Below are 14,397 nucleotides of genomic sequence, written 5' to 3'. Positions count from 1 at the left end.
ACATGGTGAGTCGCACTACCATGCTGCCACACAAGCTAGGTGTTTTTTGTCCATACGAGTAAAGCTACTGAATTCTCCTTACGCGCTCAAGGGTTTAAGCCATTTTTCTAGCTGCGAAAGTTGAGTTAAGAAGCAGCCCGGATACGAATGAATTGAAATGCCCTCATGGAGGGTTTTTTTTATTTTTATGAATTATGTAAAAAAATAAATGATCCGCATTGAACGATTGCGTTCAGCCGGTCGTATTATCTATGCAAGCAAGAGCCATTAGCGGGGTGTAGGGAGATGGAAGGCGAAAATCAGGAATTGATCCGCCAGGCGAGACAAGGAGATACTGCGGCGCTGGCCGTGCTGCTACGGGATCATTACGGGTTTCTATATAAATATTTGGTCAAAGCGACCATGGACCCGGTGCTGGCCGAAGATTTGGCGCAGGATACGATGCTGCGGGCCATGGAGCATATCCGCCGTTATAACGGACGCTCCGCTTTTTCCTCCTGGCTGATCACGATCGGGACCCGGCTTTACATCGACCGGATGCGCAAAACGAAACGGGAGCAGGATTGGATGCGCGGTGAACAGGGGATCCGGGCGATCCGCTTCCGGTTTGAGAGCCGGAATGAGGCATGGAGCGAAGTGCTGGACGCGCTCTCCAGGCTGTCCTCCGCCCAGCGGGTCGCCGTGCTGCTGAAGCATTATTACGGCTACAGCTACGAAGAGATCGGGGAGCTGCTCGGCATCCCGCCGGGTACGGCCAAATCGAGAGTGTCCCATGGACTAAACCAATTGCGGAAGGAGCTCGAGGAGAATGGATAACAAAAAAAGTGAACAGACCCGTGTTCCGGAGGATGTTCCCGCCCGCTATTCCGGGCCCGCAGGTGAACCTGGTCAGCGTCCCGGTGAGCACACGGGAGCTGCAGAGAAACGGCAGCCGGAGGCAGACGGACCAGACCGGCTGACCGCCGAACTGGTCCGCCAACTGGAACGCCTGGATCAGGTATATGCAGACAAAGCCGGCCCTTCTGCGGCCGACCTGGAATGGATGATCTCCGAGCGGCGGAGAACAACCAAAGCCAAAGAGCGCAAAGAGCTGGTCGGATTCTGGGTACTGTCCCTGCTAATTATGGGCGGGACTACGGCTGTGCTTACTTCATCGCCTGCACTCTACCTGCTGATACAGGGGCTGATTCCAGTTGGCGCCTTAATCTGGAGGCTTGTTGGCCGGTCTGAAGACAAAAGGCGGTGGAACGGACATGAATGAGCTGAAGGAGGTTCCGCTGTGGATCCTGCTGCTGCTTGCCGCGGCGGTGCTGACGCAGGGAACCTGGATGTTCCGGAATGCGCGCAGCCGCGGCAAGCGGGCCTGGTTTTGGGGACTTTGGGGAATTACAAATATCCCGACCCCGCTCCTCGTGTATTTGCTGGTTGTGGTGCTGCCGGACAAACGGCGTGGACTCTGACGGCAGCTGCACATCAGCTGAACTTTTACAGTACGGCACTGGGTAGACAGACTTATGCTGCAATTCTTGTGTTTTATCCACTTTTAAGGCAGGGGGGATTTCTATGAATACAATGGACTGGCGGCTGGTTGCGCCGCTGCTTGTTCTGCAGGCGGTGCTGGCTGTGATCGGGTTGTTTTCGCTTGTCCGGGCCGAGCAGACCCGGGGACCAAAATGGGTATGGGCCATCGTGCTTGTGTGCGGGAACATTTTGGGCAGCATCGCTTATTTTACGTTTGGAAGGAAGGACGCATAATGGCGCTTTTACAGGTATCGCAGCTCAAAAAAACCTATGGCAGCCATGAATCGGTAAAAGGCATTTCCTTTAACATCGAAGCGGGCCGCTGCGTTGCGCTGCTTGGGCCAAACGGCGCCGGCAAAACGACGACGCTGCGGATGCTGGCCGGGCTGCTGCCGCCGACTTCCGGCACCATTGCGCTGTCGGGTACCGCGCCAGGCGCGGATTTCCGCAGACAGCTCGGATACCTGCCGCAGGCGCCGGCGTTCTACGGCTGGATGAGCGGCAGGGAATATATAGTGCTGGCTGCCCGGCTCAGCGGCATCGGAGCCAAGGAGGCTTCGGCCCTAGCGGCAGAGACGCTGGAAAAGGTGGGGCTAAAGGAAGCCGCCCGCCGCCGCATCGCCGGATACTCCGGCGGGATGAAGCAGCGGCTTGGTCTCGCCCAGGCGCTGGTCCACCGGCCGCGGCTGCTGCTGCTGGACGAGCCGGTGTCCGCGCTCGATCCGATCGGCAGGCGGGAGGTGATGCAGCTGCTGCAGGCGATCCGCAAGGAAACCACGGTTATTTTTTCCACGCATGTGCTGCATGACGCGGAGGAAATTTGCGACGACATTATATTAATGAACAGGGGAACCGTTGCTGAATCGGGGACGCTTGAAGAGCTCCGGTCGAAATACCGGCTTCCCGTCATCCGGCTGCAGGTGGAGAAATCGGAGCAGGCGTCGGCTTGGCTGAACTCGCTGCGTCAGCGGCCGTTTGCGGGGGAGAGCCGGGTGACAGAGGAGGAAGGCTTCTATCAGGTCGAACAACTGGAGCATGCCCGGGAGGCGGTGCTGCGCGAGGCAGCTGATCTCGGGATTCCGCTGCTCCGGTTCGAGGCGGGTTCCTCGACGCTGGAAGATTTGTTTATGAAGGTGGTGGGGTCATGACGGCAGCTTGGGTTTATTACCAAAAAGAACTGAAAGAGCTTGCCCGCAGCTACAAGCTGCTGTGGATTCCGGTCGTGTTCCTGATCCTGGGCATTATGCAGCCGTTGGCTTACACCTATCTCCCCGAAATCCTGCAGGCCTCCGGCGATGTGCCGCCTGGTCTGATGGATGCTTACATTGTTCCGGGAGCGTCCGAAGTAATGGCACAGACCATCGGGCAGTACGGAACCGTCGGCATGCTGGTGCTCGCCTTGGCTGCGATGAACAGCATCTCGGGGGAGCGGATCAGCGGACGGGCGGAGCTGATTCAGGTCCGCCCGGTCTCCGCCGGGCAGATCGCCGCCGCCAAATGGCTGGCACACCTTACGCTGCTCGTCCTGTCGCTTGGCGCGGGTGTTGCGGGCGCCTGGTATTATACCGGCGTGCTGATCGGTTTTGTGCCTTGGTCCGGCGTGCTTGCATCCGCCGGATATTATTGCCTTTGGCTGCTGTGTGTGGTGTCGTTTACGCTGCTGTGCAGTTCTTTTCTGCGGGGGGCTGCGGCAGCCGGAGTTGCTCTGCTGACGGCGGCGGCGTTGTCCGTGCTGTACCAGTTTTTGCCGTCTTGGGCTTCATGGACGCCCGCGGCGCTCACCGGACTGTCGGCACAGGCGCTGAGCGGCGCGGACGGCGCAGCACTGCTTGGACCTTGCCTGAGCGCAGCTGTCTGGATCATAGGATGCGTGACGGGATCGGCCTTCTTTATCGAACGCAGCAAGCTGCCGCGCGAATAATGGCGAATTTTGGAGCGAATCGCCCCGGTTTCCGAATTATTTTGTCTATACCCCTGATAAAATACGTATTCGAAGGTGGACAGGTCTATCATTTTCTAGTAGACTATTGAGATAAATCTATGAAGAATACTGGCTTTTGGGGGTAGGGCGATGCTGCGTTTAGGAGAGAAAATTGTCATTGTGGCGGATGCTTTCGAGCAGAATCTTCCTATCGGGGATTACGGTTACCTCATTGCGTACGACCGCAACCCGGATAATGCGTTTGATTATGTCATTCGCGTGCCGCAGGCGAACCGGAACTTCTTTGTAACAAAGGATGACGTGGAGCCCGAGGCGGAACTGCTGGCGGAAGAAGCGGATCGGGCAGTGCATGAGGCATTGATCGATTACGCCCTGTCCACATATAACGAGAAGCTGTTTCATCAGCTGATGAACGGCGGGGCGGAAGAAACGCCCGAGAAAGAGACGACCAAGGAAGGCATGTCCCAGGCGGAGTTTATCAAGCAGGTAAATCTTCGCGCCTGGATTTAACATAACCTTTTATCCAATCTGGAGAAGCCGGCCTACAGCCGGCTTTTTTGTATTGTATCAAGATGCGGTTATTGCAGCTTTGCGGCTCCTGGTTGGAGTGGCCCCCGCGCTCCGTGAAATGCTGCATACCCACCCGGACAGAACTTGGCTTCACCGGGTTATTTCGTGCTGTCATTGAATTGTCCAGCCTTCTACAATATAATAAGAAACGTTATCCGGGCGCTTTAGCCCTTTAAACAGGAGGGATACAACCGATGACCGTTACCGTTAATGACGTTCAGCATGTGGCCAAGCTGGCCCGTCTGCAGCTGAGCCCGGAAGAAGAGGCCATGTTTACCGAGCAGATGAACGCCATTTTAAAATATGCCGAGAAGTTGAACGAGCTGGATACCGAGCAGGTTAAGCCAACGACACATGTTCTGCAGGTCAGCAACGTTATGCGCGACGATGTGGTAAAACCGAGTGTGGAGCAGGAAGAGGCGCTGCTGAATGCGCCTGATTCGGAAGACGGCCAATTCAAAGTGCCGGCCGTACTGGAATAATTGAAGAGGAAGCGAAAGGGGGAACCAGCTTGAGCCTGTTTGATTACAGACTGCCTGAAGTACATAACATGCTGCACGGCAAGGAAGTTTCCGTCACCGAGCTGACGGAGGAAGCGTTCCGGCTGATTGCGGCGCGGGACGAGCGGATCGGCGCGTTTTTGACGCTGAACGAAGAGGGCGCGCGTGCGGCTGCCAAGCAGCTGGACGATAAATTGGCGTCCGGCGGAGACCGGGGACTGCTGTTTGGTCTGCCGGCGGGAATTAAAGACAACATCGTCACCAAAGGACTGCGCACCACCTGCGCCAGCAGGTTCCTGGATAATTTCCAGCCGATTTATGACGCTACGGTTGCGGCTAAGCTGCGGCAGGCCGACGCAGTAACGATCGGCAAGCTGAACATGGACGAGTTCGCGATGGGCGGTTCAAATGAGAACTCCGCTTTTGGCCCTGTCCGCAATCCGTGGAATACCGAACACGTGCCGGGAGGTTCCAGCGGCGGGTCGGCTGCTGCTGTAGCGGCCGGCGAAGTCTATTTCGCTTTGGGCTCCGATACCGGCGGTTCGATCCGGCAGCCTGCTGCTTATTGCGGCGTTGTTGGCTTGAAGCCGACTTACGGCCTTGTGTCGCGGTTTGGCCTCGTTGCGTTTGCGTCTTCTCTGGATCAGATCGGGCCGGTTACCCGGACGGTTGAAGACGCCGCTTACGTCCTGCAGGCGATAGCCGGTTACGATTCGCAGGACTCGACCTCCGCCAAGGTGGATATCCCCGATTACCTGAGCGCGTTGACAGGTGACGTATCGGGACTGCGCATCGCCGTGCCGAAGGAATACCTTGGCGAAGGCGTTGATGCGTCCGTACGTGAGACAGTGCTGAGTGCACTGAAAGTGCTTGAAGGGCTTGGCGCGGTGTGGGAGGAAGTTTCGCTTCCGCATACCGAATACGCGGTAGCCGCGTATTATCTGCTGGCTTCGTCCGAGGCTTCTTCCAACCTGGCCCGTTTTGACGGGGTTCGTTACGGCCAGCGTGTGGATGAAGGTGGCGGCCTGCTTGACCTGTACCTGCAATCCCGCAGCCAGGGCTTTGGCCCCGAAGTGAAGCGCCGGATTATGCTTGGTACGTACGCGCTGAGTTCAGGTTACTATGACGCCTATTATCTGAAGGCACAGAAGGTGCGTACGCTGATTAAGCAGGATTTTGACGAGGTGTTCAAAAAATACGACGTCGTGATCGGCCCTACCGCGCCGACGGCTGCGTTTAAGCTGGGTTCCCAGGTGGAGGATCCGCTGACTATGTACCTGAACGATATCCTGACGATTCCGGTCAATCTCGCCGGCATTCCGGCGATCAGCATTCCATGCGGATTTTCGGAAGGGCTGCCGGTTGGGCTGCAGATTATCGGCAAAGAGTTTGACGAGATGACGGTGCTGCGCACGGCGCACGCCTTTGAACAGCATACAGAACACCATAAGCAGCGCCCGCAGCTGTAACGCAAAGGAGGGACAAACGAACATTATGACTTCAAAATACGAAACGGTTATTGGTCTGGAAGTTCACGTTGAGCTTCATACGAAGTCCAAAATCTTCTGCGGCTGCTCCACGGCGTTTGGCGCGCCGCCGAATACGCATACGTGCCCGGTGTGTCTGGGCCATCCCGGCGTCCTGCCGGTTCTGAACCGCCAGGCGGTGGAATACGCGATGAAGGCCGCGATGGCGCTGAACTGTACGATCGGCGATGTTAGCAAATTCGACCGCAAAAACTATTTTTACCCCGATTCGCCCAAGGCGTACCAGATTTCCCAGTACGATCAGCCGATCGGCGAAAACGGTTGGATCGATATCGAAGTGGAGGGTGTCACGAAACGGATCGGCATCACCCGGCTGCATCTGGAAGAAGATGCGGGCAAGCTGACGCACTCGGACGGCGGGTTCGCGTCGCTGGTCGATTTCAACCGGGTCGGCACGCCGCTGATTGAGATCGTCTCAGAGCCGGACCTGCGTTCTCCGGAAGAAGCGAGAGCGTATCTGGAGAAAATCCGCGCCATTATGCAATACTGCGACGTCTCCGACGTCAAAATGGAAGAAGGTTCGATGCGCTGTGATGCGAACATCAGCCTGCGGCCGGCGGGACAACAGGAATTCGGCATCCGCGCCGAGCTGAAGAACATGAACTCCTTCCGCGGCGTGCTGCGGGGGCTGGAATACGAAGAGTATCGCCAAGCCGAGATTCTCGACGAAGGCGGTACGGTCGTGCAGGAAACCCGCCGCTGGGACGAGAATCAGGGAAAAACCTTCCCGATGCGGGGCAAGGAAGAAGCGCATGACTACCGGTATTTCCCGGATCCGGATCTGATCGTGCTGCACATCGACGACGCCTGGAAAGAAGCGATCCGCGCTACGATTCCGGAGCTTCCCGACGCCCGGCGCGTCCGGTATACCGAGGATTTCGGATTAACCGCTTATGATGCGGGCGTGCTGACGGCTTCAAAGCCGCTGGCTGATTTTTTTGAAGAATCGCTGAACTACACCAAAGATGCCAAAGCGGTAGCCAACTGGATTATGGGCGATCTGCTGGCGTATTTGAACGGCGGCAACTTGGAACTGAGCCAGGTCAAGATTACCCCGCAAGGACTGGGCGAGATGATCGGCCTGATCTCGGCTGGAACAATCAGCAGCAAAATCGCCAAAACCGTCTTCAAAGCGATGCTGGAAACCGGCAAGCTGCCTGGTGTTATCGTTGAAGAGCAGGGGCTGGTCCAGATCAGCGACGAAGGCGCCATCAAGGCGATCGTCGAGCGTGTGGTCGAGGCCAATCCGCAGTCGGTTGAGGATTACCGCGCCGGCAAGCAAAAAGCAATTGGCTTCCTTGTCGGACAAGTCATGAAAGAAAGCAAAGGCAAGGCCAATCCGGGCCTCGTCAATCAGCTGCTGGCGGACGTGCTGAACAGCTGATAATCCGTTACAATAGAGAAGAAGGGCTTGTCGATGCCGGCAAGCCCTTCTGCGGCATCATCCTATGAAATGGAGTGAACCTGCCATGATTGCAGAGCTGAATCTGCAGGATCGTACGGCGGCGAACGAGCTGTGGCTGCTTCAGCATACCGCTTACCGGCTTGAAGCGGAGCTGATCGGCTTTAATGAAATTCCGCCGCTGCTGGAAACAGTAGATATGCTGCAGAATTGCGGAGAAACGTTTTACGCCTGCTACGGCGACGGCGATGAGCTGATTGGCGCGGTAGCTGTGCAGGAAGAGACGCCCGGCACGCTGACCGTTACGCGTATGATGGTACATCCTGACTTTTTTCGCCAGGGTATTGCGGGCAGGCTGCTGCGGCATATATTTACGGTCTATGCTGGTATGGGGGAATTCCGCGTGTCTACAGGCAGCAAAAACGCACCCGCGGTCGCGCTTTATTCCAAACACGGATTTATCCCGTGCGGCCGGCAGGAAGTGGCCCCGGGAGTTGAACTGGTTGAATTTCACAGACAGGGCAGGACGGGCTGAACAGGTAGAACCGGTCCTGCAATGAGACGAAAGGAGGAATCCGATGAAGAATCGAAACAACCGGAACAGCAAAAAAACGGCTTCGCACACGGCCGGAGGCGTGCCGTCAGGAGACGGCGTATCAGTCCGCACCCCGCGCAGACGGGCGGGAGCATCCGTTCCGGAGCATGAGGATCGTACGGCGGAGCCGGAGATTCGTCCCGCGATTCCTCCCCGCAGAAAGGTCGGCATGCACCGGCGCAAATTCATCGCAGGCCTGCTGTCTGCCGTGATCCCCGGCTCGGGCCATTTGTATTTGGGACTGATCCGTAAAGGGATCTCCGTCATGTTCCTTATGATTCTCGATTTGGCTGCCTTGCTGTATTTTTCATCGATCGGGATTCAGATTAATGTACCGCTGTTAATTCTCCTGGCGCTGCTGGTGCCGGTGCTGTACTTTTATAATGTGTTTGATGTGCTGCAGTCGGCCGACCGGATTTTTCAATCACGCAAAAGCGCCGTGTCCGAGCTGTCCGCAGACTTTTCCCCGGCTCCCGCTAAGAAAAAAAGGCGGATATTCGTCGGCGAACCCGAAATATCGTTTGGCCTTCTGCTCATTTTTGGCGGCGCGCTGCTGTTTCTGTTCCGGCAGAAGCCGCCGTGGTTCCGGTGGTTCCTGGAGCAGTATGCCTCCGCGATAACCGCGGGTCTCCTGGTTGCCGCCGGCTTATGGATCGCGCTGCGCGAAGGCGCGGGATGGGGGCACAGCCGCCGGAATGACAAACGGCTGAAGGTGCGGGTCGGCCGGTATACCGCAAGCGTTATTTTGACCGGAATCGCTGTACTTCTGTTCCTGGATTGGCGGTCTGGCACGGACTACTTTTTCCTGATTCTCAAATGGTGGCCGGTGATTCCCGTTCTGTGGGGCGTGGAATATCTGCTGTTTTATCTGATCGCCCGCCGCAAGTCGGCAGAGGGAAAAGGCGTACGTTTCCGGCTGGATCTCCGGGGCGTGCTGTCTGCCGTCGTGCTGGCCGCCAGCGTATTTGTGGTTGCCGAGCAGCAGCACTATCTGCACCTGTGGAACAAGGTCAGTCTGAATTTGACCGCCGCAGCCGTCGATTATGGCGAAGCGCAGGGCGCTAGCTACGAAAAGCCGATGCTGACCGTTCCGGTGGAGCTGAACACTTCCAAAATCACACTGGATGCGATAAACGGCGATATTTTGCTGCACCGGGGACCGGTAGAGGACGTGGAGATCCGGACCACCGTGTGGGTGGACCAGCTTGATGGAGCGCAGGCGGAAGCGGCTGCGGAGCGGGCTTTTATCGAGGTGGATGAAGGAACAAATATTTCCCTGCGGACCAAAAGCGAGCCCTACGGGGAGTCCGGCAAACGCCAGCCCCGGATGGACATGGATATTACTTTGCCCGATTCCCGGCGGTTTAACCTGGAGCTCCGGACGATGAACGGCGGAATCACGCTGCAAAATGTGGAAGCAATTCAGGATATATCGCTTGAAACCGGCAACGGGCCGATTATTTTGAACCGGATTTTCGGCAATGTGAAGGGCCAGACGCTGAACGGACCGGTTCGCGTCCGGGAGATTCGGGGGAATGTCGAACTGTCCACAAGCGGCGGCGAGATGAATGCCTGGGATGTGTCGGGTTCGCTTGTTTTTAATACGGCGGTCGGCAACGTGAGCTCTACCCGGGGAACGGGGGACATCAAGCTGTCCACGAAAAACGGCAATGTCGATGTGGCTGAAGCTAGAGCGCTGCTTAAAGCGGAATCGCTTAATGGCAAAATCGGCGTTCGTTCGCCCATGGTAGGCGGTGACTGGGAGATTTACAGCGCGGTAGGGGACATTGATCTGCGCATTCCCGCTGATGGAGACTTTGAACTCACCGGATCTAGCGGCTACGGAGACATTACTGCAGAGCTGCCCGGCCTTAGTGTGGACAAAAAAGAGGTATCCGGAACACTCGGCACAGGTGAATTCAAAATCAAAGTTGAAGGCAACAGCAATCTAAATGTGATTGAATATTGAACAAAACATGAACAAAGTAATTTTTATTTAATAATAATAAATATAATTAACTGGGTTCGTTGACAATAAAACAAGAACGGTTTTACAATAAATATCAGATACTAATTCTTGTTTTTTATAAAAAGGCGGTGACAACCATGGGAAGCGGCGTACAGCACGCATTGGAACAACTGAAGACGACCGGTGTCCGCATTACGCCCCAACGTCATGCGATCCTTACGTATCTGATGGAGTCCATGAATCATCCTACGGCTGACGACATTTACCGCGCGCTGGAACCAAAATTTCCAAGCATGAGCGTGGCAACCGTGTACAACAACCTGAAGATGTTTATGGAAGCGGGAATGGTGCGCGAATTGACTTACGGCGACAGCTCCAGCCGTTTCGATGCCAATGTCTCCGACCATTACCACGTCATCTGCCAGAACTGCGGGAAGATTGAAGACTTCAGCTATCCGGACCTGCATGAAGTGGAGCAGAAAGCGGAGGAAGAAACCGGATTTAAGATTCTGGGACTGCGTATGGAGCTGCGGGGCATTTGCAAGGACTGCGGCCAGGAGCCGCCGCGGGGCAGCCACTAGTTGTTGACTTATTATTTATATCAACTTACAGAAACGGACAACGCCTGAGACAGCTTGGGCGGCAAGCCCGTTTCTTCTTGTTTATGCAGGGTTTTGTTTGCTCAAGCTCGTCCAATACGAATATACAGCAATTATGGAGGTTTATCTTGACCAGAAAACAAAGACATACCCGCCGGCCCAGGCGCGGCAGCGGATTTCGCAAACTGCTTGGCCTGCTGATTATAGCGGCGGGCATTTATTGGATCGTCTATTATGTACTGCCGAACCGGGCGCATGTCGATCCCGACTGGATCGGGCAGGAGAAGCCGATTTTTGTGCAGGGAGAGTTCACCGGGCATTCCGCTGATGGAACCGGGGAAGGCTTGCTGCTGCCGCTGCCTGTACTGCAGGACCATGTAGACGGGTCCATCCGCTACGAAGAGAAGACAAAGTCGGTTATCCTGACGACTCAAAGCGAGCTGCTCTACATGCAGGCTGATTCCAAGGATGCGAAGCTCAACAACCGGCCCCTGCAGCTGCGGCTGGCTCCCGAGCGCAAAGACGATACCGTCTATGTTCCTGCCGATTCGCTTAAGAATTTGTATGGTCTGAATGTGCAGGAAGACCAGGAGAGCGGAGCAGTTCTGCTGATGAAAGCGGGAGAATCCGTTCCGCTGGCGTCCGTGAAGGGGGAGGCGAAGGATACGGAAGCTCTTCGTACCGAACCTGATATTCATGCTCCCATTGTTGCGGACATGCCTGGCGGCACCAAAGTACGCGTGTGGCGTACCGAAGGCGAATGGCTGTACGCGCAGATGGACAACGGAAGAGCGGGTTATGTCAAAGCAGGCGAAGTGGCTTCCGACGGAACTCTGACGGTTGAAGAGCAGACTGAGCAGCCTACCCGGGCCGAACGCGACTGGAGCGGCAAAACCGTAAATTTGACCTGGGAAGCAGTGTATGAACGCAAGCCGAACCCGGAGTCGATCGGGAAGCTGGATGGGGTAAATGTAGTCAGCCCTACCTGGTTCAGCATTGTGGACACGGAAGGCAATGTGCGCAGCAAAGCGGACCAAGCCTATGTCAATTGGGCCCATGGGCAAGGGATGGAAGTGTGGGGCCTGCTCAGCAACAGCTTTGACGCCGAATTGACCACCCAGGCGCTGTCGACTTACGACAACCGGATGCGGACGATTTTGCAGATGCTTGAATACAGCAGAATGTACCAGCTGGACGGCATCAACATTGATTTTGAAAATGTTCATACCAAAGACGGCCCCAATGTAACGCAGTTTATGCGCGAGCTGCGGCCGATGGCCCAAGCCGAAAACCTGGTGGTATCCATCGATGTGACGCCGAAGTCGAACAGTGAAATGTGGTCGGTCTTCCTGGACCGCCGCGCGTTGGCCGAGTCGGTTGATTTTATGATGGTAATGGCCTATGACGAGCATTGGGCGTCCAGTCCCAAAGCAGGCTCCGTCGCTTCGCTTCCTTGGGTGGAGAGCGCGGTGAACAAGATTTTGGAGGAAGATGAGGTTCCGCCTTCCAAGCTGGTGCTGGGCATCCCGCTGTATACAAGGGTTTGGACGGAAACTGTAAAAGACGGGAAAACCAAAGTATCCTCCAAAGCGATCGGCATGAAAGCCGCAGCGGAGATTCTTCAGGAGAAGAAACTCAAACCGAAGTATAACGAAGACACAGGACAGAATTACGTAGAGTATAAGGATGAAGAGGGGCTGCGCCGCATATGGCTGGAGGACGCTGTCTCGCTTAAGGCCAGAGTGGAGTTAGCAAAGTCATACGGCCTCGGAGGAGTTGCTTCCTGGACCCGCAGTTTTGCAGGTGAAGGAGCTTGGGAAACCTTGAAGGGAATTCATCAATAAGTTGTACAAAATACCGCAAATCAAAAAGCCGGTTCGGGAACCCAAGGTTCCTGGCCGGCTTTTGTTGTTCACATTCGATATTGCCCGGAGGTGTAAGGAGACGATACTATCCCGAGGTTGGACGCTCCTGTCCGCCGGGGGAGTTGCTGTTCTGCGGACCGGTCTGGCCGGGAAGCGTTGTGGCGGCTGCAGGGTCCAGCGTTAAGATGGTGTGGCAGAACATGCAGCGGTCTGTTTTTCCGAGCATTTTCGTCAATTTTCCGCATTCGGGGCATTCTAACTGTACGGCGCTTGTCGACAGCATACCGGCCCAAAAATAGATGGCCAAGCTTGCCATCATGGAAATCAGCCCGATCACAAGTCCTATGCCTGCGATCACCTTGCCGGCCGCTCCCCAGAACACAATTCCGGCGGTGCCCAGCACCATCAGGCCCATGCCCAGCATCGTGAGCAGCAATCCCCAGGTTCGAAAGGCGTTGATTTTGGCCGTCTTGAACCGCATGAGCAATTCCTCCTAATGAAATATAGTTCGCCCGGCCGGAAGGAACTGACCCGGATATGTAGAATTATAGATACATAAATTATAACTGAATTGACGAAAAATCGCCAAATTTATCGTCAGTTTTGATGGAGGGGAACATGGAAGTATCCAATCTGACGTTATTGAATGGAGAATCGTTTGACGAGAGCGTCCTGGGTATCGTTACCTGGAGGCAGCAACCTATCGGCGACATGCCCCACACGTCACTGCTGTACGACTTTGATTCCGTTCTGCTGGTGCTGCACGATGATACATGGACGGGCCCGAAAGTCACCCATACGCTAAAAGGGGAGCGCCGGACACAGGTGCTTCATATGAATCTTGAGTCGCTTGAGCGGGCAGTCACTTCCGGTGACAACAGCGATGCCATCATGCCGCTGTTATCCGGCGATATCGTCGTTGATCCAGGCGGGAAGATCGCGGAGCTCCGGCGGGAAATATCCGGATTTTCGGGGCAGCTGCGGGAGAGAGTACTGCTTACGGAATTTGCCCGGTTTTTACATGGATACGTTAAGGCTAAACGCCATTTACAAAATGCTTGTGTGCTTGATGCGTGCAGCAGTCTGATGACCGCTTTACATCATTGGGCACGGGTGGAGGTCGGCGAGTCGGGTGCTTATCCGCTTCCGGCCGTGTGGGAGCAGGTGCAGGGAGTGAATAACTCCGTGCCTAAACTGTATGAAGAGTTGACGGTAAGCAGTGAAACCCTGGAGCAGCGGGTGCAGCTTGTTTTGCTGGCCTGTGAGTTCTCCATTATGTCGAAGATGGCGGACTGCTGCGGACTGCTTATGCGTGTGCTGGGCAGCCGGCAGGAGCCGTGGAGCGTGGAGGAGCTGCTTGAGATTCCCGCATTCGATCATCTGCAGGCTGAGCTTCCTGTAGTCCTGCAGAAAATGGTGTACCGGTCCCTGGTAAGAGAAATCCCGTCTTGGGCGAATCGGTCCGAATATGGCGGATCTTCTGTGCGGTATGCAATCTAACTGGTGTTTTGCGAGCTACACTCGATTGTATGAGCTTTGCAGGAAGTGTATGAACCTTGTGAAAGGTGTAAGGAGACAAGCGAATATTGGAGCTGCAGTGGAACTGAAGTACAGACAAGACTCATTAGCCGATAATGTGTGTGAAATCATGCGGTGTGTTAGCGGCGGTATCGCCAAAAAGTTGGCAAAATGTAACAGCTTACATTTTTGGTTGAATGGGGTTGACTGAGTTAGCTTATCTATGATACATTATATCTCGCCCCTTCGGGAGATGAAATCGATGATCGGTTTCGACAACAACCTTCAAAAAAAGATGTTGACTAAACCAGGGGATGCATGATATATTATAAAAGTCGCTGCTGCAACGCGACAATGCAAGAAAATGCG

16 protein-coding genes are annotated in these 14,397 nt (G+C 55.3%); 15 read left to right on the top strand and 1 reads right to left on the bottom strand.

Annotated features, from left to right (window positions below):
* Positions 1-285 precede the first annotated feature (285 nt).
* From sigY to ACE6ED_RS28800, 14 genes are all read left to right on the top strand, one after another.
* Positions 286-816 (top strand): RNA polymerase sigma factor SigY, encoded by a 531-nt coding sequence (sigY, locus tag ACE6ED_RS28865; RefSeq protein ID WP_410830904.1) that lies wholly within the window; start codon positions 286-288, stop codon positions 814-816.
* Positions 809-1,261: a YxlC family protein gene (locus tag ACE6ED_RS28860; protein WP_410830903.1), complete on the top strand. Its 453-nt coding sequence runs from the start codon at positions 809-811 to the stop codon at positions 1,259-1,261. Before sigY ends, ACE6ED_RS28860 begins: the two co-directional genes overlap by 8 nt.
* Positions 1,254-1,460, top strand: coding sequence for a hypothetical protein (locus tag ACE6ED_RS28855; RefSeq protein ID WP_410830902.1), 207 nt, complete (start codon positions 1,254-1,256; stop codon positions 1,458-1,460). The genes ACE6ED_RS28860 and ACE6ED_RS28855 overlap by 8 nt, the downstream gene beginning before the upstream one ends.
* 103 nt (positions 1,461-1,563) lie before the next feature.
* A complete protein-coding gene (locus tag ACE6ED_RS28850; RefSeq protein ID WP_410830901.1) occupies positions 1,564-1,755 on the top strand; it encodes a PLD nuclease N-terminal domain-containing protein in 192 nt (63 codons plus the stop codon).
* Positions 1,755-2,669 (top strand): ABC transporter ATP-binding protein, encoded by a 915-nt coding sequence (locus ACE6ED_RS28845; protein ID WP_410830900.1) that lies wholly within the window; start codon positions 1,755-1,757, stop codon positions 2,667-2,669. The genes ACE6ED_RS28850 and ACE6ED_RS28845 overlap by 1 nt, the downstream gene beginning before the upstream one ends.
* Positions 2,666-3,442: an ABC transporter permease gene (locus tag ACE6ED_RS28840; RefSeq protein WP_410830899.1), complete on the top strand. Its 777-nt coding sequence runs from the start codon at positions 2,666-2,668 to the stop codon at positions 3,440-3,442. The genes ACE6ED_RS28845 and ACE6ED_RS28840 overlap by 4 nt, the downstream gene beginning before the upstream one ends.
* Positions 3,443-3,592: 150 nt before the next feature.
* The gene (locus tag ACE6ED_RS28835; RefSeq protein ID WP_410830898.1) at positions 3,593-3,973 is read left to right on the top strand and encodes an ATPase; all 381 of its coding nucleotides are present in this window, start codon (positions 3,593-3,595) and stop codon (positions 3,971-3,973) included.
* 254 nt (positions 3,974-4,227) lie between these two features.
* A complete protein-coding gene (gene gatC / locus ACE6ED_RS28830; protein ID WP_410830897.1) occupies positions 4,228-4,515 on the top strand; it encodes an Asp-tRNA(Asn)/Glu-tRNA(Gln) amidotransferase subunit GatC in 288 nt (95 codons plus the stop codon).
* 29 nt (positions 4,516-4,544) lie between these two features.
* Entirely contained in the window at positions 4,545-6,002 is a 1,458-nt protein-coding gene (gene gatA, locus ACE6ED_RS28825) for an Asp-tRNA(Asn)/Glu-tRNA(Gln) amidotransferase subunit GatA (RefSeq protein ID WP_410830895.1), read from the top strand.
* 25 nt (positions 6,003-6,027) lie between these two features.
* A complete protein-coding gene (gatB, locus tag ACE6ED_RS28820) occupies positions 6,028-7,464 on the top strand; it encodes an Asp-tRNA(Asn)/Glu-tRNA(Gln) amidotransferase subunit GatB (RefSeq protein WP_410830894.1) in 1,437 nt (478 codons plus the stop codon).
* Positions 7,465-7,549: 85 nt separating this feature from the next.
* Positions 7,550-8,017 (top strand): GNAT family N-acetyltransferase, encoded by a 468-nt coding sequence (locus ACE6ED_RS28815; RefSeq protein ID WP_410830893.1) that lies wholly within the window; start codon positions 7,550-7,552, stop codon positions 8,015-8,017.
* A 43-nt stretch (positions 8,018-8,060) separates the two neighbouring features.
* Complete coding sequence (locus ACE6ED_RS28810) at positions 8,061-10,046, top strand: DUF4097 family beta strand repeat-containing protein (RefSeq protein WP_410830892.1); 1,986 nt, start codon at positions 8,061-8,063, stop codon at positions 10,044-10,046.
* Between the two features lie 137 nt (positions 10,047-10,183).
* Entirely contained in the window at positions 10,184-10,627 is a 444-nt protein-coding gene (perR, locus tag ACE6ED_RS28805) for a peroxide-responsive transcriptional repressor PerR (protein WP_410830891.1), read from the top strand.
* A gap of 146 nt (positions 10,628-10,773) precedes the next feature.
* Positions 10,774-12,489, top strand: a complete 1,716-nt coding sequence (locus ACE6ED_RS28800; RefSeq protein ID WP_410830890.1) for a glycosyl hydrolase family 18 protein — start codon at positions 10,774-10,776, stop codon at positions 12,487-12,489.
* Between the two features lie 106 nt (positions 12,490-12,595).
* Here the strand turns inward: ACE6ED_RS28800 and ACE6ED_RS28795 are convergent, their stop codons facing one another.
* Complete coding sequence (locus ACE6ED_RS28795; RefSeq protein ID WP_410830889.1) at positions 12,596-12,991, bottom strand: DUF2614 family zinc ribbon-containing protein; 396 nt, start codon at positions 12,989-12,991, stop codon at positions 12,596-12,598.
* 137 nt (positions 12,992-13,128) lie between these two features.
* On the opposite strand from ACE6ED_RS28795, the gene ACE6ED_RS28790 reads away from it, so the two are divergent.
* Complete coding sequence (locus ACE6ED_RS28790; protein ID WP_410830888.1) at positions 13,129-14,010, top strand: hypothetical protein; 882 nt, start codon at positions 13,129-13,131, stop codon at positions 14,008-14,010.
* Positions 14,011-14,397 lie beyond the last annotated feature (387 nt).

Source organism: Paenibacillus nanchangensis (assembly GCF_046543445.1).
GTDB classification, from domain to species: Bacteria; Bacillota; Bacilli; order Paenibacillales; family Paenibacillaceae; genus Paenibacillus_AQ; species Paenibacillus_AQ nanchangensis.
The sequence above is the reverse complement of the archived record's forward strand: the minus strand, read 5'-3'. Positions and strand labels throughout refer to the sequence as shown.